At 60.1% G+C, this 21,394-nt stretch carries 19 protein-coding genes; 4 read left to right on the forward strand and 15 right to left on the reverse strand.

Annotated elements, in window-relative coordinates:
- Nucleotides 1-96: 96 nt before the first annotated feature.
- From Q1A75_RS18095 to puuE, 6 genes are all read right to left on the reverse strand, one after another.
- A complete protein-coding gene (locus Q1A75_RS18095; protein WP_299550711.1) occupies nt 97-810 on the reverse strand; it encodes a DNA helicase in 714 nt (237 codons plus the stop codon).
- A 260-nt stretch (nt 811-1,070) separates the two neighbouring features.
- Complete coding sequence (locus tag Q1A75_RS18100; protein WP_299550709.1) at nt 1,071-2,420, reverse strand: aminotransferase class III-fold pyridoxal phosphate-dependent enzyme; 1,350 nt, start codon at nt 2,418-2,420, stop codon at nt 1,071-1,073.
- 93 nt (nt 2,421-2,513) lie between these two features.
- A complete protein-coding gene (locus tag Q1A75_RS18105; RefSeq protein WP_299550708.1) occupies nt 2,514-3,833 on the reverse strand; it encodes a nucleobase:cation symporter-2 family protein in 1,320 nt (439 codons plus the stop codon).
- A 45-nt stretch (nt 3,834-3,878) separates the two neighbouring features.
- Entirely contained in the window at nt 3,879-4,367 is a 489-nt protein-coding gene (locus Q1A75_RS18110) for an ureidoglycolate lyase (RefSeq protein WP_299550706.1), read from the reverse strand.
- Nucleotides 4,354-5,163 (reverse strand): bifunctional allantoicase/(S)-ureidoglycine aminohydrolase, encoded by an 810-nt coding sequence (locus Q1A75_RS18115; RefSeq protein ID WP_299550704.1) that lies wholly within the window; start codon nt 5,161-5,163, stop codon nt 4,354-4,356. Before Q1A75_RS18115 ends, Q1A75_RS18110 begins: the two co-directional genes overlap by 14 nt.
- Entirely contained in the window at nt 5,160-6,581 is a 1,422-nt protein-coding gene (puuE, locus tag Q1A75_RS18120; RefSeq protein ID WP_299550702.1) for an allantoinase PuuE, read from the reverse strand. Before puuE ends, Q1A75_RS18115 begins: the two co-directional genes overlap by 4 nt.
- A gap of 62 nt (nt 6,582-6,643) precedes the next feature.
- Here puuE and uraH point away from each other — a divergent pair, with 62 nt between their 5' ends.
- Nucleotides 6,644-7,003, forward strand: a complete 360-nt coding sequence (gene uraH / locus Q1A75_RS18125; RefSeq protein WP_299550700.1) for a hydroxyisourate hydrolase — start codon at nt 6,644-6,646, stop codon at nt 7,001-7,003.
- 30 nt (nt 7,004-7,033) lie between these two features.
- Nucleotides 7,034-7,636: a DUF6434 domain-containing protein gene (locus Q1A75_RS18130; RefSeq protein ID WP_299550698.1), complete on the forward strand. Its 603-nt coding sequence runs from the start codon at nt 7,034-7,036 to the stop codon at nt 7,634-7,636.
- Nucleotides 7,637-7,899: 263 nt separating this feature from the next.
- On the opposite strand, the gene Q1A75_RS18135 is transcribed toward Q1A75_RS18130, so the two are convergent.
- The 7 genes from Q1A75_RS18135 to Q1A75_RS18165 form a co-directional block, all read right to left on the reverse strand.
- A complete protein-coding gene (locus Q1A75_RS18135; protein ID WP_299550694.1) occupies nt 7,900-8,814 on the reverse strand; it encodes a metal ABC transporter permease in 915 nt (304 codons plus the stop codon).
- Nucleotides 8,811-10,013, reverse strand: coding sequence for a metal ABC transporter permease (locus tag Q1A75_RS18140; RefSeq protein ID WP_299550692.1), 1,203 nt, complete (start codon nt 10,011-10,013; stop codon nt 8,811-8,813). The genes Q1A75_RS18135 and Q1A75_RS18140 overlap by 4 nt, the downstream gene beginning before the upstream one ends.
- Nucleotides 10,014-10,016: 3 nt before the next feature.
- Nucleotides 10,017-10,814, reverse strand: coding sequence for a metal ABC transporter ATP-binding protein (locus tag Q1A75_RS18145; protein ID WP_299550690.1), 798 nt, complete (start codon nt 10,812-10,814; stop codon nt 10,017-10,019).
- The gene (locus tag Q1A75_RS18150) at nt 10,811-11,785 is read right to left on the reverse strand and encodes a zinc ABC transporter substrate-binding protein (RefSeq protein ID WP_299550688.1); all 975 of its coding nucleotides are present in this window, start codon (nt 11,783-11,785) and stop codon (nt 10,811-10,813) included. The genes Q1A75_RS18145 and Q1A75_RS18150 overlap by 4 nt, the downstream gene beginning before the upstream one ends.
- A gap of 82 nt (nt 11,786-11,867) precedes the next feature.
- Nucleotides 11,868-12,812: a HAMP domain-containing sensor histidine kinase gene (locus Q1A75_RS18155; protein WP_299550686.1), complete on the reverse strand. Its 945-nt coding sequence runs from the start codon at nt 12,810-12,812 to the stop codon at nt 11,868-11,870.
- Entirely contained in the window at nt 12,797-13,483 is a 687-nt protein-coding gene (locus Q1A75_RS18160) for a response regulator transcription factor (protein ID WP_299550684.1), read from the reverse strand. The genes Q1A75_RS18155 and Q1A75_RS18160 overlap by 16 nt, the downstream gene beginning before the upstream one ends.
- Nucleotides 13,480-14,973, reverse strand: coding sequence for a DUF4173 domain-containing protein (locus tag Q1A75_RS18165; RefSeq protein WP_299550682.1), 1,494 nt, complete (start codon nt 14,971-14,973; stop codon nt 13,480-13,482). The genes Q1A75_RS18160 and Q1A75_RS18165 overlap by 4 nt, the downstream gene beginning before the upstream one ends.
- A 163-nt stretch (nt 14,974-15,136) precedes the next feature.
- Here Q1A75_RS18165 and deoC point away from each other — a divergent pair, with 163 nt between their 5' ends.
- Nucleotides 15,137-16,135, forward strand: coding sequence for a deoxyribose-phosphate aldolase (gene deoC, locus Q1A75_RS18170; RefSeq protein ID WP_299550680.1), 999 nt, complete (start codon nt 15,137-15,139; stop codon nt 16,133-16,135).
- Nucleotides 16,136-16,209: 74 nt separating this feature from the next.
- A complete protein-coding gene (locus Q1A75_RS18175) occupies nt 16,210-18,552 on the forward strand; it encodes an aldehyde dehydrogenase family protein (protein WP_299550718.1) in 2,343 nt (780 codons plus the stop codon).
- A 90-nt stretch (nt 18,553-18,642) separates the two neighbouring features.
- Here Q1A75_RS18175 and Q1A75_RS18180 read toward each other — a convergent pair whose 3' ends face one another.
- Both Q1A75_RS18180 and Q1A75_RS18185 read right to left on the reverse strand, forming a co-directional pair.
- Entirely contained in the window at nt 18,643-19,962 is a 1,320-nt protein-coding gene (locus Q1A75_RS18180; protein WP_299550678.1) for a pitrilysin family protein, read from the reverse strand.
- Nucleotides 19,959-21,308, reverse strand: coding sequence for a pitrilysin family protein (locus Q1A75_RS18185; protein WP_299550676.1), 1,350 nt, complete (start codon nt 21,306-21,308; stop codon nt 19,959-19,961). The genes Q1A75_RS18180 and Q1A75_RS18185 overlap by 4 nt, the downstream gene beginning before the upstream one ends.
- Between the last annotated feature and the right edge of the window lie 86 nt (nt 21,309-21,394).

The following is a 21,394-nucleotide window of genomic DNA, read 5'->3' on the forward strand; positions in this document are numbered from 1 at the left end:
TCTCTATCGCAGATAATGACACCTGCACTATGGCGCATTGCGACGCCGGGGGAGCGGGAGCCATCCACCCCATCGGCAAAGCGTTTGGTCACGTGACTATGCAGCCTGATCAAACTGGATTTTGCCGTTGTGCAAGAAAAAGAGCTTGCGGAAGGCAGACAGATCCACCGGGTTTGGCAAACGAACATCCGAGATGTCCGGCATGGACTTCCCGCTCAAATCGAACGAGCGGTCAATTTGCGAGATCACCGCACATATTGCGCCCGTGTCTATTACATGTCTTTGGAGAAACTTAATCTGATCATCGAGACTTGGATGGGTGCGCTTCTGATCGAGAAGCTGAAGGTAGTCAACGATGATGAGCGCAGGTTCTTTTTCGGCCCTTAGGCGACTGACGACATAGTCCGCAGAAACATCATCAGATGTATCGACCACCACCGAACTATTGATGAAGTTCGGATCTATACCCATCGCCGAGAGCCGATCCGCAACGTCGCGCTCATGGTAGTCCAGCGTGAAGAAATAGCCCTTACGGCGGAGTTGTGATGCCTTGGTCGCCAGTTCGAGGCCTAGAAGAGTCTTGCCATGTCCTGGTCGTGCCCCAATGAGTGCCAAGTCGCCGGGTTCCAGTTGGGACAGAATTTCTCCTGCCTGACTTTCATTTGCCGATGACGACGCCAGATGGCTCCAACTTTGAAATCCCTCTTCGATGGCAACCTTGTCTAGCGCTTGATGCAGAGCAATGTCGATTTCCCGCGCCAAGAGCTTGGCCTTCCGCTTCAATACGTAAATGGGAGCAGATAACTGCATTTGTCGTCCTCCTCTTTCGAGCCGCTTCTGCAATCCCTCCTTATGCTTGCGCTCGAACGAGACATGTTCAGACGAATTCGCTCAGCATGACTGATGCTTCCCGGATGGAGGGCGGAGGCCAGAGCAAGGCCTGCGGTCACTCTCCTTCAACTGCCGCGATTATTCAACATACAACCGCCGTTCGCTACGACCTGACGAATGAGCAGCTCGGGCTCATTCCCGACCTTCGCAGCGCCGCAAGAACCCCAGACCAAGGCCGATTAAACCGCGGCCAACCCGGCGTCCAATGCGCTCAGCACTCGGGCAATCTCATCCTCTGTCACCACCAACGGGGGTGACATCATTATGTTGTTGCCCCCGATCCGCACCATCGCCCCGGCCTCATAAGTGGCCTTGTGGATGCGCTTGGTCGCTTCGAGATCAAGCGGTGTCTTGGTTGCCCGATCACTCACCAGCTCAATCCCAGTCATCAATCCGTGCCCACCGCGGACATCACCGACAATGCCATGCTTCTCCATCAGCGCGACACATCCTTCAAACAGCTGCGCGCCGCGCGGACCCGCATTGGCCTTGGTATCAAGGCGCAGCGTCTCATCCAGACAGGCCGTGACTGCCGCAGCCCCCACGGGATGCGCTGAATAGGTGTAGCCATGGAAAATCGCCCCATCGACGTCTGCCTTCTCAAACACGTCGGCCACCGCCTCGTTCATTAGCGCAGCGCCCACGGGGAAGTAGCCCGAGGTGATGCCCTTGGCACAACTCATCATATCGGGTTGCACGCCCCAGTGACGGGACCCGCTCCAATCGCCCGTTCGGCCAAAGCCCGTGATCACCTCGTCTGCGATCATCAGAATGCCATGCCGATCACAAATCTGCCGCATCAGCGGCATGAACGTCTCGTGCGGAACAATGACGCCACCCGCTCCTTGAATAGGCTCCATGATAAAGGCGGCAATGCTGCCAGGCCCCTGAAACTGAATCTCATCCTCCATTGCCGCCGCAACATTCTGGGCCAGCGCCGCCGGGTCCGTTTCATCAAACGGATTGCGGTAGGGATAGGGCGATGGCAGGTGAAAACAGCCCGGCATCAGCGGCTCATAGGCGATGCGAAACCGGTTGTTGCCGTTGACAGACGCACCGCCGAAATGCGTGCCGTGATAGCCCTTCTTCAACGACAGGAACTTGGTCCGCCCCGGCTCGCCCTTGATCCGGTGATACTGGCGGGCAAGGCGCAAACAAGTTTCAACGGAATCCGACCCGCCCGAGGTAAAGAAAACCCGTGCCATACCATCGGTCTCGAAAAACGATCGCACGGCATAGGAGGCTTCAATGGCAGTCGGGTTCGATGTGCCGAAGAAGGCGGAATAGTACGGCAGGTCATAAAGCTGCTTGGCAATCGCGTCCTTCACGGCGTCATTGGAATAGCCAAGGTTCACGCACCAAAGACCCCCAACCGCGTCAACGGTCTTGTGGCCATCGATGTCCTCGATCACAGATCCCTGGGCACCCGTGATGATGGTAGGCGCATGGGCCATCGCCTCGCCCGGATGGCCCATTGGATGCCACATATGACGTGCATTGTTGGCGCGCAGGAAATTGTCGTCTTTCATCATGGCCTCCCTTGGTTGCCAACACCCGGCCACAAAAAAGGAAGCAGGGCAAGCGCCCTGCTTCCTCTATTCTCAAATGGGCACGCGTTCGCGTCAGACTTCTTCTGGCAGAACGATGTTCAGCACGATCGCCACCAACGCTGTCGGCGCCACGGCAGAGGTCATCAGCGTCTTCACCACACCCGGCAGATATTGCACCGCTGTTGGCACCAGGTTCAGCCCCAGACCCGCAGCCAGCGACACGGCGATGATCACCATGTTGCGGCGGTTCATCTTGACCTCGGTCAGCACATTCAGACCAGCGGCGGCCACCATGCCGAACATCACGATCACACCCCCGCCCAGAACGGGCAACGGCATCGACGCGATGACAGCGCCGATCTTTGGGATCAGACCACAGATCACCAGCACCAATGCGCCAATGGTCACCACATGACGTGACATGATGCCGGTCATACCGACAATGCCCACGTTCTGGCTGAAAGACGTATTGGGCAGACCGCCAAAGACAGCAGCCACAGCTGTACCCGCCCCGTCCGCATAGGTGGCACCTGCAATCTCGCGGTCCGTGGCCTCACGTCCTGCGCCTGCCTTGGTGGTGGCCGAAGCGTCACCCACGGTCTCGATGGCGGACACGATGCTGACCAGCGTGACAGCGACGATGGCCCCGATGCTGATCTCGAAACCGTAAGGCAGCGGGGTCGGCACCATCACCCAAGCTGCGTTCGACACCGCGCCAAAATTCACCATGCCAAAGACGAAGGCGACAATGTACCCGACTAGCAGGCCAATCAGGATGGCAGCATTGCTCAACAAGCCCTTGGTAAAGAACTTGAGCACAAGCGCCACGATCACCACACTCAAAGCGACGGACCAGTGCATAAGTGACCCAAAGCTTTCGGCCTCCATCTGGAAACTGGCAGCACCACCGGCGGCATATTTGATGGCAACCGGAATCAGGTAAAGACCAATGGCCAGGATAACGAGGCCCGTCACAAGCGGCGGAAACAACCAGCGCAGGTGCTGGATCACCGACCCTAGCAGGAAGTGGATCACCCCAGCAATCAGACAGGCGGTCAGCGCCACGCCCAGACCCTGGGTCGCAGCAACGCCTGCCAGCACGCCCACAAAGGCAAAGCTGGTGCCTTGCATGATTGGCAGGCGCGCGCCCACCGGGCCAAAACCCACGGTTTGAAACAGCGTCGCTATGCCGGCAAACAGCATCGCCATCTGGATCAGGTACACCTGCTCCGGCCCGCCAAAGGCCAGTCCCGCAGCGCCCGCCACGATGATGGATGGGGTCACGTTCGAGGCGAACATCGCCAGCACGTGCTGCACCCCCAGCGGCACGGCCTGGTGCAGCGGCGGGGTGGTATCGGGGTCCGAAAACGCCCCTGAGGTTAAGTCTGTCATATCTCTGTCCCTGTTCCCAAGCCGTCTTGTCGCGGCTGTCGGGGACTATGAAACCACAAGATATGGCGGATCAAGAAAAAACTCTTCCAGATTTGGGGTATCGCCAATCCGATCCACAACTGCGAACAATCCGGGCAAATGCAGTGGCGTCAGCACACCGTGCCACACGCCGCGATGCAGGTTGATGCCCTGACCCGGCGCAGTCAGGAACGCCTGTGGTACACCCGGCCGGTCACCCTCGTCACGGGCCACGGTCACCAGAAATCCATACTCCGACATCGGGAGGAACGCCTGCGACCCTTCGGGATGACGCTCTAGAAGATCGAGGGTGTAGGGCAGGCTGCGTGGCTCGGCCTGAAACAAACTGATGCCGCCGCGCGCATTGCCAAAATCCAGCAACGCCCGGTCGTGATACCGCCCACACTTGCCCGCATTGATGATCTTGTCCGGGTCTCCCGCGCAATCCAGCACATCGCCAAAGGGAGCGAATGCATTAGCCGTCAGCGGCTGCGCCGTGATCTCAAAGCGGGACATGCCGGTTTACATCCTTGTAGAGCAGATAGCGGAATGGCCCGTCACCTGTGGCAATACACGCCTGCGGGCAGAAGGCGCGCAACCACATAAAGTCACCCGGCCCCACGCTGACCCAATCCTTGTTCAGCAGGTAATTCGCCGTTCCTTCCAGCACGTAAAGCCCATGTTCCATCACATGTGTCTCGGCAAAGGGGATACGCCCGCCGGGCTGGAAGTTTACGATGTTCACGTGGCAATCATGGCGCAGGTCGAGCGGATCAATGAAGCGTTGCGTCGCCCACAGGCCACCGCAATCGGGCATCGGGGCGGCGGGCACATCCTGATCATGGGTCACCACCACATCGGGGAGGCTCAGACCAGCACCCACCACGTATTTCTTGCGGATCCAATGCAGGCCACAAGCCTGATCCGACCGGTTCCACAACGTCCACGGCGCACCGGCCGGGATGTACGCGAAACTGCCTGGGCGCAGCTCGTGCAGATCTGCCCCTACAGTCAGGTGCGCATGGCCAAGCGCCACGAACAGCACAGCTTGGGCGTCCACGTCCGGCTCGGGATCATTGCTGCCCCCCTCAGGCGACAGCTCAACGGCATATTGGGCAAAGGTCTCGGCAAACCCGCTTAGGGGCCGCGCCAGGATCCAGGCCCGCGTGCTGTCCCATCCGGGCAGGAAGGACGTGACGATGTCCCGCTGAACCGAGGCGGGGATGACCGCATAGGCTTCGGTAAAGATGGCCGTGCTTTCGGGGCTTTCGGTCTGGCTGGGCAAACCGCCGGGAGGAAAGGCATAGGTCATTCCATAGCCTCCAACCGCAACCAGGCGATGCGTTCAACCTGACGACAAGCCTCAGCCATCTCAACACCGGTCTCGTTGCCGATCCGCCGTTCAAAGGCGCGCAATATGCCCGCCTTGTCGTGATCCTTGACCGCGATGATGAAGGGAAAGCCATGCTTGGCCGTGTAGTCGGCGTTCATCCGTTCGAACGTCGTCCGCTCCGCATCTGTCAACGCATCCAACCCCGCACTCGCCTGTTCCTCTGTACTTTCGACCGTCAGCCGCTTGGCCGCCGCCAGCTTGCCCGCCAGATCAGGGTGGGCGCGCAGCACGCCTAGGCGTTGGTCTTCGGACGCCGCGCGGAAAACACGGCACAACGCATTGTGCACACCCAAAGGACAGTCATGGGCTGGCCCCAATTCAAGCGCATAAGCCCCTTCGGCAATCCAAGGCGAATGCTCAAACACGCCGCCAAACACCTCAACAAAAGCGGCACGGTCCAGATGAATCCACCCACGCTCGGGCTTGGGCGGATGAACCTCAGCCCAGTGCGCCGCAATATCCTGCCGCCGGGCGCACCACACACCCTCATGCCCCTGCACGTATTCAATAAACCGGCGCAACGCCTGTACCCGACCGGGCCGTCCGATCAAACGGCAATGCAGACCCACAGACATCATCGCAGGCCGCCCCGCCGTACCCTCGGCATAGAGCGCATCAAACGTATCCCGCAGATAGGCAAAAAACTGATCGCCCGCATTGAATCCCTGCGGCGTGGCAAAGCGCATGTCGTTGCAATCAAGCGTGTAGGGAAGGATCAATTGGTCGCGGGCACCGATCCGAACCCAATAGGGCAGATCATCATCATAGGTGTCGCTGATCCAGTCCATGTCCCGCTCTGCCGCCAGCCACACCGTGTTCACCGAACAGCGGCCCGTATACCAACCGCGCGGACGCTCTCCCGTCACTTCGGTATGCAGTGCAATAGCCGCGTCCATGTCCGCCGCCTCGTCCTCGACCGAATGATCCTTGTAGTCGATCCATTTCAGCCCATGAGACGCGATCTCCCAATTGGCCTGCTGCATCGCCTCAACCTGCGCAGGGCTGCGGGCCAACGCCGTCGCCACGCCATAAACCGTCACGGGCACACGGGTCTCGGTGAACAACCGATGCAACCGCCAGAATCCGGCCCGCGCGCCGTAGTCGTAAATGGACTCCATGTTCCAATGCCGCTGCCCGGGCCAGGGTGCTGCCCCCACGATCTCGGACAAGAACGCCTCAGATGCCGCATCGCCGTGCAGCAGGCAGTTCTCACCCCCCTCTTCGTAGTTCAGAACAATGGACACGGCGATGCGCGCGCCACCCGGCCACGCCGCATCCGGTCTATCGGCCCCGTGGCCATGAAAATCGCGCGGATACCGCGGTGGCAACTCGGCCATGGACTTCCCCAGACAATCAAGGTGAGATGCCGCCAATCTGCGACCAAACAAGGCAGGATGCAATGGCAGCCGGATACCTCACCACCCATGTCCTCGACACCGCGCGGGGCATGCCAGCCCCGGGGATCAAGATCGCGCTCTACCGCGTATCCGGCAACAGCCACAAAAAGATCGCCGAGGCCGTGACAAATGCCGATGGCCGTACCGAAAGTCCGATCCTGCCACAAGGCAAGATGAAACAGGGCCAATACGAACTGATCTTTTTCTGCGGAGACTACCTCGATCAGCACGGGCTGAGCACGGATGAGGTCAAGTTCCTCGACCAGGTGCCGATCCGCTTCGGCATTACCGATGACGAGGCGCACTACCACGTGCCGCTCCTACTTTCGCCCTACGGCTACTCGACCTATCGCGGCAGTTGACGCGCAGCGGCGGGACCTTACCTGCCGTGGATGACCGACACACGACCGCCTGTTGACCCCAACATGACCGCCGCCGAGTTCGACCGCTGGTACTGGCCGGTCGACGCGCTCAAGACGTTTTGCGACGGTCTCGACATCCCCGCCACGGGCACCAAGGCAACGCTGCGGGCGCGTGTTCTGTCTGCCCTCTCTGGCGCACCTCTGCCCAAGGCGCCAAAGCGCAGCGGAACAAGCACGTTCAACTGGGCGAAGGCGGATCTGACAGCAAATACACGCATCACTGACAATGTGTCGTTCGGGCCAAATGTACGGGGCTATTTCAAAGCCGCGATCGGTCCCAAATTCTCCTGCCATTCCGACTTCATGGACTGGATGCGTGCCAACGCCGGGGCAACCCTCGCAGACGCTGAACAGGCATGGCACACACTCGAAGCGCGCAAGGACGACCCGACCTTTCGGCGCGAAATCGCGACCTGCAACAACTATCTGCAATATCTGCGTGACGCACGGGACACGCATCCGGACTTGTCACTGGATCAAGCCAAGGCATGCTGGGACGCGAAAAAGGTGCAACCGGCCCCCGGCGGATATGTCCATTTCGACAGCGATGATCTGTCCGTCCTTTCGTCCTGACATCTACGGGACAAAAGTACCGGGCTGCGGGATGAGACAACTGGTTATGCGACACAACCAAACGCCATCTCTCGTTCCCACACCGCTTAACCCAATAATAACCTTTGGCACCACACGCATCGTTAACCACGCCAAATCAACCCATACGGAACCGAAGGATTGCACAGGGGGTGTACGGATGCTGCATGGGGGGTGACAGCTGCTTTTTCCAACAGAGTAACGCGTTAACGCGTGTTCGGGCGACGTCGCGTCCGTTTCCGCTGCTAACTGTTGCGCGTACGGTGCGGCCCGGCCACCGCCGCGACGCCTAGAATGATCCCTGAAACGGTCGCAATCATCCCTGCCGCACTGACCGATGCGTTTGCACCAATCCACAGCGGCCCATACCCCGCCAGCACATATCCCAGCACCGCGGCCAGCGCGGCAAACAGCACTGACCACGCAACCTGATGGCCCAGCCGGTTGGTCATCATCCGCGCTGCTGCGGGCGGGCAGATGAACATCGCAATCACGATGATCGACCCCACCGCATCAAAGGCAGCTACGGCTGCAATGGCCGACATGATTACCAGCGCCAGGCCCAGCGGTGCCGTGCGAATACCAAGGCCTCGGGAAAATCCTTCATCAAAGGTAGACAAGGCCAGAGGGCGCCAGAAAAGCCATAAAAACAAAGCGATGACCACCAAAGCCAGCACCATGCGGGGCAACTCCACCGGCAGCCCCGCAAGTGCGGCAGGGTCCAACAGCGAGGCCCATCCCGTCGCATCCAGCCAGATCAGGCTCTCCAGATTTCCGTACAGGGCATGCTCGACATCCAGGTGGACTGAGGAGGTATCCGACTGCTCCAAGAGCAGCACACCACCGGCGAACATGGCGGTGAAGATGACCCCCATGGCCGCCCCCGCCTCGATCCGACCCAGACGACGCACGGCTTCGATTGCAATCACAGCAATGACCGCAGCCGCAGCCGCCCCCAGCAGCATAGGGCCCGTGGCAATCAGCCCGGTTACCAGAAACGCCACCACGATCCCCGGCAGCACCACATGGCTGATCGCATCACCGATCAACGCCTGCCGACGCAGCAGCAGAAAATTCCCCGGCAATGCACAAGCCACGGCCACCAACACTCCGATCAGGATCGGCGGCAGGGACAGGGCAACAAACTCCGCCCCCATCACGCCACCACCTGCGGTGCGTCGATTTTCCCATCAACTTCAGTGAGTTGGTCAGGAGTCAAAACATCCTCGATTGGCGTCAAACCATCATACCGCGTGGCGGCCAAAGCATAGGCTTGGTCCCCTCGAACAATAGCCCAGCGCGTCTCATCCAACAGTGCTTTTGACGCAGCCGCCTGCCCCGCCGGTGTCGGCACACCGTCGGGCAGGACCAAGCCTGCACGCTCCAGCAATCGGCGCGTCAGAACCTCATAGATCGGCTGCCCCTGCGCCAATGCCAGAAGCCCCTGCCGCACATGTACCCTTCGCTGATAGCGCAGGTGGGTCAGAAGCGAGGCCAGCACTCCACGACGCGGTGAGAATAGCAAAGAGAACAAGAAGATGGCAAACCCTACCAACACGACAATCGGCCCGGTGGGTAGGGCAGGCGCCGTCGCCGAACTGGCCGCGCCAACATAGCCCGACACGCCCCCCACGACACCTGCAATGATCACCACATGGTCCGCACGTTCCGTCCAGAACCGGGCCGTCACCGGCGGCACAATCAACAGCGCCACAATCAGGATCAACCCCACAACCTTGAGGCCCACGACCGTCACCACCAGAACAATGCCCATCATCGCCAGATCGACGCGCGGCAACGACCATCCTGTCGCCTCGGCATAGCCGGGATCGAAGGCCGCCAAGCCCAACGGCCTGCGCAAGATAACAACCAGCGCCAGCACCAATGCTGCAGACACGGCCAACAGGATTGCGTCGCTGCGCAACATGCCAGCGGTTGAGCCCAGCAGGAACCCTTCAAGCCCTGCTTGCCGCCCTGCATTCATGGTTTGGATGACAGTCAGAATGACGATACCAAAGCCGAAAAACACTGACAAAACAGCACCAATGGCCGCGTCCTCGCCCAACCGGGTGCGATCCGCCAGCCATTGCACACACAGCAGCCCGAACGCCGCTGACACTCCGGCCCCAAGCAACAATCCAAACAGCGACCGCCCTTCACCACCCATCACAACCATGAAGATAAAAGCCAGCCCGACCCCGGGCAAAGTGGCATGGGAAATCGCGTCGCTGACCAAGGCGCGTTTGCGCAGAAACAGAAAAGTGCCAGCCACGCCAGACGCGATACCCAAGAGGGCCGCCCCAATGGTGACAAGCGTGGCGTTGTAACCCAGCTGCAAAAGCAGCGCGTCGGCCAGCATGGCCTAGCCCGCCACGCTTTCAGGATCCGCGCGTGCCGTGGTTAAACGGCCACCATAAGCGGCCTGCAGGTTGTCTTCGATGAACGCCTCGGCCACCGGCCCGGCAGCCACCACTTGGGTGTTCAGCAAAAGCACATCGTCGAAGTAATCCGGCACGGTGGCCAGGTCGTGATGCACGGCCAGAACGGTCTTGCCTGCATCTCTAAGCCCTTGCAGAACTGCGATAATAGCCTTTTCTGTGGCGGCATCCACACCGGCAAAGGGTTCATCCAGAACGTAGATATCCGCCTCTTGCGCCAGCGCCCGCGCCAAGAAGACACGCTGCTGTTGACCGCCAGAGAGCTGTCCAATCTGGCGGTGCGCAAAGTCTGCCATGCCAACGCGATCCAGACACTCCTGCGCCAGTGCCTTATGCTGGCCCCGAATGCGGCCCAGCAGCCCAAGCTTGCGGTACATCCCCATCATCACGACATCGATGACACGCACCGGAAAATCCCAGTCCACACTTGCCCGTTGCGGGACATAGGCAATCCGATCGCGCATGTCCGCCATTGGTTCGCCAAAGACCGTCACCGATCCAGCAAGGGGCGCGATCACACCCAAAGCCGCCTTGAGCAGGGTCGACTTACCTGCGCCGTTTGGCCCCACGATGGCCGTCATCGCACCCGCACGCACCGTCATGTCGACCGAGAAGATGGCCGGTGTCTGACCATAGGACACCGTCATGCCGCGCACGGCCAGCGGGCTAGCTGCGCGCGTGGCCAAGTCGGTATCCTGCGATGTCACAAGGGAAATGTTCATGCTGCAGCCTTCAGTTTGCCCAGCCGTCCGCCGGCGGGCGCGTCTATGCCCAAAGCACGGGCAATGGTTGTCACGTTATGATCGATCATGCCCAGCCAAGTGCCTTCATAGGTGCCATCGGGACCCATTGCGTCACTGAACAGCGATCCGCCAATGATCACATCATGCCCCTGCGCCGCAGCCCCTTCGATCAGCGCTCGGACGTTGCGATCAGACACGGATGTTTCCACGAACACGGCGAGCAACTGGCGTTCAACGAGCAGATCAACCAACTCTCCGATACGGTTAAGACCAGCTTCGCTTTCGGTTGAGATGCCTTGAATGCCCATCACTTCGAAATCATAGGCTGTTCCGAAATATCCGAACGCATCATGGGCTGTCAGCAGCACGCGCCGCTCTGCGGGAACACTCGCCAACAGGTCGCGCGCATAGACTGACATCGCTTCCGCCTCGGAAACGAAAGCGGCAGCGTTTGCCTCGAACATGCTACGCACATCGGGGCGCAGGTCAGACAGTGCATCGACGACAGCAGGCACACACTGCACCCACAGATCCGGGTCCATCCAGACATGCGGATCAAAGCGACCCTCGTAGTCCTCATGCGCGAACAGCAAAGAGGGATCCAGCGATTCAGCAATCGCATGCACCTCTTTCTTGCGGCTCAAATCGTAGAAGAAATCCTCCATTTGCGCTTCAAGATACAGACCGTGCCAAAGCACCGCATCTGCACGGGTCATGGCAGCAATGTCGCTGCGCGTCTGACGATAGGCGTGCGGATCAACGCCAGCGCCCATCAGCCCCTTGACCGTAACCTGATCACTACCGATGGACCGCGCCATGTCCGCAATCATGCCCGTGGTGGCAACGATGTTGAGGGGAGAGGATGCGGCGTAGGTAGGGGTAGCGGCCAATGCACCAAGGCCAGCCAACAAAGCACGACGGGAGAGCGGAAAGGGGGTTTTCTGTCTCATACGGATGAATATGAGAATCATTCGCAAGAAGTCAATAAGAATGCGAATGACTCGCAATAACATGCCTAGATGTTGAAGACTCTCACTCGAAAGTGATTAAGAAACGCGCGCCCTCGCCCTCTTCTTGCAGCGCAATCTGCCCACCACGCGCCTGCACTAGGCTGCGAACGATATTCAGCCCCATGCCGGTGCCACCCCGTTCCCGGCGCGTGGTAAAGAACGGGTCAAAGATGCGATCACGGTTGCCCGGACTGACACCGGGACCATCATCCCAAACATCCAGCCCGGCCACAGACACACGCAGCGACAGTTTGTTCGCCCCATGAGCTGCAGCATTTCCAGCAAGCTGTGTCAGGATGGCTTTGAGGTCTTCCGCACTGATCGGCAGCATACCATCGGTTTCGACGTTCAGCGCCACATCCGTTTTCAGACTCTCTACCGCATCCGACAAACGTACGGTCCCCGGCCCCGCGGACGTAGCGGCATGCGCATGTCGCGCAAGATCATCGAGCAGGTTCTGCATACGGGCCGAAGCATCCGTGATCGTATTGCCCAATACCTTGGCATCCGCACCGCTGGCACCGGCCTGCAACAGCTCTGCCGCTCCCCTGATCGCAGTTAAAGGTGACTTCAACTCATGCGTTACATGATCCGCATAGGCCTGCAGACCGTCGGCACGGCTTTGCAGGCTATCACCCATGCCCATGACGCTGGAGGCAAGGCCCATGAACTCAGGCGTGCCTAGATGCGTAGGCGCATCTGGCCGCGCACCCTTGCGCACCTCTTGTGCATATCGATCCAGTGACCAGACCGGGCGCAGCACAAGCCGCCAGAGCAAGAAGCCAAGCACCGCAGTCGCAACAACGGCGATCCAGGCGATCAGCCATGCCGCTTCGCCCCACCCCATCACGTTGCCCCACAGGCGCAGGTTGACGATCCCAAGGATCGGTAAGGTCAGAACTGCCGCCAGTGTGCCCCCAAGGACAAAGACAAGGGGCGGGCGCCATTTCTTTATGATCCTGCGCATGGCCCCATCCGAATACCGATACCGTGCACCGTTTCGATGGCGTCACCGCATCCAGCAGTCGCCAACTTGGAGCGCAGGTTGCGCAAATGACTATCCAATGTCCGGTCACTGACCTGACCCCCGGGACCATAAAACGCATCCACCAACGCCGGTCGTGCCGACACACGGTCAGGATGGGCCATGAGGTGGGCCAATATCTCCATCTCACGTGCGGTGAGGGTCAGCGGCGTGCCATTGACCTCGCAAAGATGCCGCGCCGGATCGACGCGCAGGATACCGCGCGTGAAGGCCGGCATCGCAACAGGGCGCGCGCGCTTCAGGATCGCGCCGATCCTCGCAACCAGTTCGCGCGGAGAGAACGGTTTTGTCACATAGTCATCGCGCCCCAGTTCGAACCCGAGAACCCGGTCAATCTCGTCCTCGCGCGCTGTCAGGAACAGAACCGGAGTCTGGTCTATCTCGCGCAAGTTGCGGCATACGGCCAGCCCATCCATCTCGGGCAAGCCGATGTCCAAAACGATAAGGTCATAACGCCCGGACTGCGCCTTGGTCAGTCCTTCAATCCCGTCGCCAGCTTCGTCCACGGCATGACCGGCTTGTTGCAAGGCAATGCGCAGGACAGAGCGGATATGCGGGTCGTCATCGACCACCAACAGATGGGTCTTGGTCATGGCATGTCGGGATCAGTCGTCATGGACGCAAGGCTATTGCGCGTCCGCCAGTTGCGAAAGCCCCATTCGCGCCAGTTTTCGGGGTGGAACAGATGCGGTTGCATAAATTCCGACAGGCACGCTGCCCGCCAGTTGGGTCCAAAGGTAGCGGCCATCACTGGGATCACATCCTCAGACAATTGGCACAGCATCGGCATATCCTCGTGCACCGGCTGGCTCAGGTTGTGGCGCGCGACTGCCGCATCGAAACTAGCGAAGGCACAGACATACAAAACCGCTGCGCCCAGCACACCGCTGCGCAGCATCATCCACGCGGCAGGTTTGTCGCGCCAGATTTGCCAGACCACGATCCCCAGACCAGATGCGACCAACCCCATCCAGATATATGCCGCCAACCGGAGTCGCGTCAGACCAAACGCATCGACATAGATGTCCAATCGCCAAACGGAAGCAAAAACCAATGCGAGGGTCTGGGCGAGCCAGATCAGCATCAGCCAACGCAGAACCGGACGCCCCGCAAGGTAGGGACGCGCCATAACCGCGAACAGTCCCGCCAGCAACGCGGTGACAAGTAACGGATAGGCTCCGCGATGGGCATAGGTCGCCGGGCTGATCCCGTCGGGCAGACCAGCATCGCCATAGAGAAACATCACATCCATCCCGGTCTGCACAGCAAAGAGCACATTGAAGGCAACCAGTGACCGCGCAACAGAGCCTGCATTGATCATACCCGGGCGGTGTACCGTCGCGCGTTGCGGCTTGCGCGCGCGCAGACGTTCGCGCATTCGCAAGGTAACCAGCGCGGGCCAGATGGTCGCCGCTAGAAACAGCCAGAACCATACCCGCCACCAATTCGGCGCAGGTAGCTCGAACATGGTGATGCCACTCACCCAACGGTCCAGAACCGGGTTCGCGGCAAGGATTAACAGGGCAAAGACCAGACTTGTCCCCGCGGGGAAACCCCAAGCCATCACCAGACGACGCAAATCCACCCGGGCCAAATTCAGATCGCTCAAGTGACGCGCCCCTTGCGCACCGTCCTGAAAAGTCTGTGTCGGGGCGACCCACCACAACAGCACGCCCCCGCGCAACAGATCAAGGCGAGACACCCCGGCAAGGGCAGCGGTGCAAAGGGACAGCCCGACCATGGCAATTAACATTGATAGGGGCTGCACCAACTCGACCAACGGCAACAGGCTCAACACCACACCCGCTGCTATCCCAATTCGCGAGCGCACGCTGAGGCGCGGCCAAGCCAAACCAAGACCTGCGAATAACACCGCCGCGAAAAAGATGGCGATGTTAAGTCCCGGCGCGTATCCCCAGACCAATACATCGCCCAAGGCGATCAGGGCAAGCAGCAGCAACGCCTTGCCGCCATCCGACCGCAGTACCTTGCCACGCTGTTCCGTCTTGTCCGCTGGCGCATCCAGCCACCAGCCATCCTGCTCCATCGCCAATGGCACACCGGGTATCGTCAAAGCTTTCACTGTCCTGCCTCTCTTGGTCACTTGCTTTGAGAGCAACCTGGCAGGCACTGGTGCAGATCAACCGCGCCTATTTGTGCAGAGCTTGTGCAGAGGGGTGGTGGTTGCCAAAACCGCCCGGTCATGCCACTTCGGGACTCTGTCGCCGTCCGAAAGGATCACGAAGATGCAGACCACCACGACCACAGATACAACCGCCACGACCCACTTGCCGCAGGTCACCGAACCGCGCAATCCCGGCATGAAGCTGGATCTGGATTGGGTTGCGCGCGTGCAGGCCAACACCTCGGCTATCGAACGGCGCTGCGCGACGCTGCCCGGACGCCGGTCGATCAAGAAAGACCATCAGGCTGCGTGGCTGCTCAAGGCGATCAGCTGTATCGACCTGACCACGCTGTCCGGCGACGACACGGAACGGCGTGTACACAGGCTTTGCGCCAAGGCGCGCCAGCCTGTCAGGGCCGAGATGCTGGAGGCCCTTGGGATGCCCGGTCTGACCACCGGTGCCGTCTGTGTCTATCACGAGATGATCCCGGCGGCTGTGACCGCCCTGAAAGGATCGGGAATACCGGTTGCCGCTGTCTCCACAGGTTTTCCAGCGGGCCTGTCCCCCTTCCACCTGCGCATTCAGGAAATCCGCGAAAGCGTTGCAGCCAGAGCGGAAGAGATCGACATCGTCATCTCGCGCCGCCACGTGCTGGAAGGCAATTGGCAGGCTCTCTATGACGAAATGGCAGAGATGCGGGAGGCCTGCGGTGACGCCCATGTCAAAGCGATCCTCGCCACCGGAGAATTGGGCAGCCTGCGCAACGTGGCCCGCGCGTCGCTGGTCTGCATGATGGCTGGGGCGGATTTCATCAAGACCTCGACAGGCAAGGAAAGCGTGAACGCCACGTTGCCTGTCACTCTGGTGATGATCCGGGCCATTCGTGACTATTACGAACACACCGGCTACCGTGTGGGGTACAAACCGGCGGGCGGGATTTCCAAGGCCAAGGACGCCCTCGTTTACCTGTCGCTGATCAAGGAAGAGTTGGGCGACCGCTGGTTGCAACCGGACCTGTTCCGGTTTGGCGCATCCTCGCTGCTGGGCGACATCGAACGCCAGTTGGAACACCACCTGACCGGTGCCTATTCCGCCGGATACCGCCACGCGATTGGCTGACCGGAATTTAAAAAAATTCCGGAACGTTTTCTGTGAAAGAAAATGCGACCCGGATCGAAACGAAGGACGACATGATGACCGTCAAAGAGATTTTCGAGAGCATGGATTACGGCACCGCACCAGAAGCCGCCGGAGATGCCCTCGCCTGGATCGTTGATCAGGGCGCACGGTTCGGCCACTTTATCAACGGACAGTTCACCGATCCTTCGGACGGCTTTGAAAGCAAGAATCCCGCGACGGGCGAGGTGCTGGCAACTCTGTCACAGGCCACGCAAGCCGATGTGGACGCAGCAGTCAAAGCGGCCCGCGCGGCCCAGCCCAAGTGGGCCAAGTCGGGCGGTCATGCACGTGCCCGCATCCTCTATGCCATTGCGCGGCTCTTGCAAAAACACAGCCGTCTCTTTGCTGTCTTGGAAACGCTCGACAACGGCAAACCCATCCGAGAAAGCCGCGACATCGACATCCCCCTCGCCCAGCGCCATTTCTACTGCCACGCAGGCATGGCGCAATTGATGGAGGCGGAACTGCCCGACCGCGAGGCACTGGGCGTCTGCGGCCAGATCATCCCATGGAACTTCCCTCTGTTGATGTTGGCATGGAAAATCGCGCCTGCCCTCGCCATGGGGAACACGGTTGTTCTGAAACCCGCCGAATACACATCGCTGACTGCTCTGCTGTTTGCAGACATTTGCCGCCAGGCCGGTGTCCCGAAGGGCGTTGTCAACATCGTCACCGGCGACGGCGCGGTGGGCGAGATGATCGTGAATGCTGACGTGGACAAGGTCGCCTTCACAGGCTCCACCGCCGTGGGCCGCCGCATCCGCGAAGCGACGGCTGGTACGGGCAAGGAACTGACGCTCGAACTGGGCGGCAAGTCCCCCTACATCGCCTTTGATGACGCCGATCTGGACTCAGCCGTCGAAGGGTTGGTCGACGCCATCTGGTTCAACCAGGGACAAGTCTGCTGCGCTGGCTCGCGCCTGCTGGTCCACGAACCCGTGGCCGAGGCGTTCTATGCCAAGCTGCGGGCCCGAATGGACAAGCTGCGCATCGGCGACCCCCTGGACAAGTCCGTCGACGTCGGCGCGGTTGTCGACCCGGTTCAGCTGGATACGATCAGCAAAATGGTCAGCAGCAACACTGCCGGGCAGGTCTATCAACCGTCATCGTCCCTACCCGCAACTGGCTGCTACTACCCACCGACCCTGATCACCGGCCTGAACACGGCTGACCCGCTGATGCAGGAAGAGATTTTTGGCCCCGTCCTTGTCTCGACCACATTCCGCACCCCGTCAGAGGCCGTGGAGCTAGCCAACAACACCCGCTACGGGCTGGCCGCAACGCTTTGGACCGAAAACGTCAACCTCGCGCTCGACGTGGCGCCGAAACTGGCGGCTGGCGTTGTCTGGGTAAATGCCACCAATCTCTTTGACGCGGCGGCAGGCTTTGGCGGTGTGCGCGAAAGCGGGTTCGGACGCGAAGGTGGCTGGGAAGGTTTGCAAGCCTATACCAAGCCCAAGGGATCAGCCAAAGCGCTGAAACCTGTTGCGGCCTTCACGGGTGAAGACACACCCAGCGACCCTCTGGACCGAACCGCCAAGCTGTATATCGGGGGCAAACAGGCCCGTCCCGATGGCGGCTATTCCCGCAACGTCTATGGCAAGAACGGCGCGTTGCTGGGCCAATCCAGCCTGGCCAATCGCAAGGATGTGCGCAACGCCGTCGAAGCGGCGGAAGCGGCCAAAGGGTGGGCCAAGACCACCGGCCACCTGCGGGCGCAAATCCTGTACTACATCGCCGAAAACCTCGCAGCGCGAGGCGACGAATTCGCAAACCGCCTGAACGCCCTGCAAGGCGGCCGTTCTGGCGACAAGGAGGTCGAGGCAAGCATCCAACGCCTGTTCACCTATGCAGCTTGGGCTGACAAATATGATGGCGCGGCCAAGGGTGTACCGATCCGCGGCGTCGCCCTCGCGATGAATGAACCGACGGGCATCATCGGAACCCTGTGCCCGGACGAAGCACCGCTTCTGGGCCTCATATCCCTGATGGCGCCAGCCGTTGCCATGGGCAACCGCGTTGTGCTGGCCGCGTCACAGCCCTTCCCGCTGGCGGCAACCGATTTCTATCAGGTGCTCGAAACCTCGGACGTCCCTGCGGGAGTGGTGAACATCCTGACCGGCAAGCATGAGGAGCTTGCACTCCATATGGCGAAGCACCTGAATGTCGATGCCGTCTGGTCCTTCTCAGGCAGTGACCTGTCCGCGACCATCGAACGGGAAGCGGCTGGCAATCTGAAACGCAAGTGGGTGAACCACGGCAAGGCCCGCGACTGGATGGGATCTGACGGAGAAGGCAAGGCGTTCCTGCTGGCCGCCACAGAGGTCAAAACCATCTGGGTGCCCTACGGCGAATAAGGCTTCTTCTAACTGAAAGTACGATCAGGGGAGTTCGAGGGGGCAGACAGCCCCCTCGTCAGCAAAAACAGATCGCGCGTGCGCAAGCGCTCAATTGGCGACAGTCGTTTCCAGGCCTTCCGGCTGCCCCACCACGACGAAATGCAGGCTATCGGGGTCGAGCAACTCGCCCGCCACACGCTTCACATCCTTCAAAGTCACTGCCTCGACCTTGTCGTTGCGGGTCGCGATATAGTCGATGGGAAGGCCAAGCATCTGCATGCCGACCATGATCTGCGCGATAGGTCCATTACCGTCAAATCGTAAAGGATAGGCGCCCGTCACATAGAGCTTGGCGGCATCCAGCTCTTCCTCCGTCACCCCCTCAACCGCGGCACGCGCCCACTCATCTCGGATAACAGACACAGCCTCGGCAATACGGTCATTGGCGGATGCGACCTGTCCCTGGTACGTCGCGGCGTGATCCTGCGGCACGAGGAAGGAATAGACGCCATAGGTCAGTCCGCGCTTCTCACGCACCTCGGTCATCAGGCGGCTCTCGAAGCCACCAGCTCCAATCACTTGGTTCAAAACGCGGGCGGCAAAAAAGTCGGGATCGTCCTGTTCGATGCCAGCCTGTCCGAAGATGGCAACGGATTGCGGTGTATCAAAGGGCACAACGGTTGTCCCGCCTTCGATCAGGATATCGGCAGGACCGGGCTGCGGTGCACCCTCATCCGGTAGCGCGCCGAGTAATTCGTCCAGCATCGGCCCCAATTCTTCGGGCGTGATATCTCCCACAGCGCCGACATAAAGCCTATCCTTGGCAAACACCGCGCTGTGGGCTGTGATCATGTCATCGCGGGTCAGGGTGGTCACACTGTCGATCGTACCGCGATAATTCGAACCGTAAGGGTGATCACCATAAGCCATCTTGTCAAATGCAGCGCGGGCAATCTCGTTGGGGTCTTTGGTATCAGATCGCAGGCCGGTCAGCACCTGGCCTCTAACACGGTCCAGCGCATCTTGTCCAAATGTGGGTTCAACGATCGACTTGCGCAGTAACCCAACCGCGTCGTCACGATTTTCAGTCAGAAAGCGGGCCGATACGGATACGGAATCGTCGCTTACGTCATAGTCAAACGACGCAGCCAGCGCCTCCAGCTCGCGGGCAAAGGCACGGGCATCCAGATCGGCAGCCCCTTCTTCCAGAAGACCCGTCATCAGGTTGATGGCACCGCGCTTCTCTGGCACTTCCAGCGATGCGCCGCCGCGAAACCGCAGCTCAAGCGCCATGAACGGGATCGACGGTTCCTGCACCAGCCATGCAGTGATGCCGCCGGGGCTGACCACCTCGGTAATCTCGACCTCGGCCCGGGCCGGAAGACAGGCAAACAGAGCGATAGTCAGAGTTGCAAACAAGCGGATCATTGGGTCACCTCCTCGGACAGCGGGCGAGTCAGCCAACCCGTTACAGATGCATTACGGTTCAGAACCAACCGGGCAGCCTCCATGATGTCTTCTTCGGTCACGGCCTGCAGGATGTCGGGCCATGCCTGTACATCCTCGACCGTCAGGCCAACAGACAGGGCCGCCCCGTACCTGCGGGCGATGCCGTCGACATTGTCGCGCTCGTAAATCTGACTGGCACGCAACTGGTACTTGATGCGTTCCAGCAGCTCACTGTCCACACCATCCTCAATGAACTGGGCAAGTGTTTCGTCCATAGCGGCCTCGGCCTCCTCAAGCGTAAGACCCGGCACAGGCACGATCACCACATCAAAGGTCGTGTCGTCAAGCGACGTCCCACGATAGAACGCACCCGAAAACACTGCCTTTTGCTGCTCGAATTGCAGCTTCTCTGTCATGTAGCTTGTCTGTCCGCCCCCCAATACTTCGGCCAGCAACGTCAGGGCGGCAGCCGCCGTTTGATCTCCGGGATCGCGTTCTGGGGCAAGGTAAGAGCGGCTCACATATTCCTGCGCAACACGAGCATCGCGGTAGATCAGGCGGCGCTCGGTCGTTTGCGGAGGTTCCTGAGACCTAACGCGTTTGGGCAGGTCAGGGTTGGCGGGGATCACGCCATAATACTTGTCGGCCAGTTCACGCACCTCTTCCGGTGTTACATCGCCAGACACCACAAGGATCGCGTTGTTGGGATAGTAGTACGTGTCGTAGAAGCCCAGCGCGTCGTCCATATCCAATGCTTCCATCTCGTGCCGCCAGCCAATGATCGGCACGCCGTATCGGTGGTTGAGATATTGCGCGGCATTTATCTGCTCTGAATATAGCGCGCGCGGATTGCTGTCGGTTCTCTGATTGCGCTCTTCCAGAATCACATCACGTTCGGTCGCCACGTTCTGCGGGGTGAAGTTGATGTTGCGCATACGGTCGGCTTCCATCCGCATCATCAGCTCCAACCGGTCTGCCGCCACCCGTTGGAAGTACGCAGTGTAATCGTAACTGGTGAACGCGTTGTCAGTCCCGCCATTGGCCGCCACGGTTGCGGACAGCTCGCCATCGGCAAGCGTGTCTGTCGCCTTGAACAACAGATGTTCAAGAAAGTGTGCGACACCGGACGACCCGACAGGTTCATCTGCGGACCCCGCCTTGTACCAAACCATGTGCTGCAACACTGGTGCGCGATGGTCTTCGACCACCACCACCTGCATCCCGTTATCGAGAGTAAAAGCTGTGACCCCGTCCTGTGCCGCTTGCACGACAAGAGGCGAAGCAATCAGGGCAAGACCGGCAATGGCGGCGCGCAATCGGAACATGTCGTGGACAACCTCGGGCAGTTTACATTGATCAACACATACGGCCACTCAGCCGCGGATCAAGCACTACTGGCAGGTTTGTGAGC

Source organism: uncultured Tateyamaria sp. (assembly GCF_947504105.1).
In the GTDB taxonomy this organism is placed as follows: Bacteria; Pseudomonadota; Alphaproteobacteria; order Rhodobacterales; family Rhodobacteraceae; genus Tateyamaria.

Bases quoted from the DNA above. Each gene is read 5' to 3' on its own strand.
- Q1A75_RS18095 (WP_299550711.1), bottom strand. From the start codon at position 810: ATGCAGTTATCTGCTCCCATTTACGTATTGAAGCGGAAGGCCAAGCTC.
- Q1A75_RS18100 (WP_299550709.1), bottom strand. From the start codon at position 2,420: ATGAAAGACGACAATTTCCTGCGCGCCAACAATGCACGTCATATGTGG.
- Q1A75_RS18105 (WP_299550708.1), bottom strand. From the start codon at position 3,833: ATGACAGACTTAACCTCAGGGGCGTTTTCGGACCCCGATACCACCCCG.
- Q1A75_RS18110 (WP_299550706.1), bottom strand. From the start codon at position 4,367: ATGTCCCGCTTTGAGATCACGGCGCAGCCGCTGACGGCTAATGCATTC.
- Q1A75_RS18115 (WP_299550704.1), bottom strand. From the start codon at position 5,163: ATGACCTATGCCTTTCCTCCCGGCGGTTTGCCCAGCCAGACCGAAAGC.
- puuE (WP_299550702.1), bottom strand. From the start codon at position 6,581: ATGGCCGAGTTGCCACCGCGGTATCCGCGCGATTTTCATGGCCACGGG.
- uraH (WP_299550700.1), top strand. From the start codon at position 6,644: ATGGCAGCCGGATACCTCACCACCCATGTCCTCGACACCGCGCGGGGC.
- Q1A75_RS18130 (WP_299550698.1), top strand. From the start codon at position 7,034: ATGACCGACACACGACCGCCTGTTGACCCCAACATGACCGCCGCCGAG.
- Q1A75_RS18140 (WP_299550692.1), bottom strand. From the start codon at position 10,013: ATGCTGGCCGACGCGCTGCTTTTGCAGCTGGGTTACAACGCCACGCTT.
- Q1A75_RS18145 (WP_299550690.1), bottom strand. From the start codon at position 10,814: ATGAACATTTCCCTTGTGACATCGCAGGATACCGACTTGGCCACGCGC.
- Q1A75_RS18150 (WP_299550688.1), bottom strand. From the start codon at position 11,785: ATGAGACAGAAAACCCCCTTTCCGCTCTCCCGTCGTGCTTTGTTGGCT.
- Q1A75_RS18155 (WP_299550686.1), bottom strand. From the start codon at position 12,812: ATGCGCAGGATCATAAAGAAATGGCGCCCGCCCCTTGTCTTTGTCCTT.
- Q1A75_RS18160 (WP_299550684.1), bottom strand. From the start codon at position 13,483: ATGACCAAGACCCATCTGTTGGTGGTCGATGACGACCCGCATATCCGC.
- deoC (WP_299550680.1), top strand. From the start codon at position 15,137: ATGCAGACCACCACGACCACAGATACAACCGCCACGACCCACTTGCCG.
- Q1A75_RS18175 (WP_299550718.1), top strand. From the start codon at position 16,210: ATGACCGTCAAAGAGATTTTCGAGAGCATGGATTACGGCACCGCACCA.
- Q1A75_RS18180 (WP_299550678.1), bottom strand. From the start codon at position 19,962: ATGATCCGCTTGTTTGCAACTCTGACTATCGCTCTGTTTGCCTGTCTT.
- Q1A75_RS18185 (WP_299550676.1), bottom strand. From the start codon at position 21,308: ATGTTCCGATTGCGCGCCGCCATTGCCGGTCTTGCCCTGATTGCTTCG.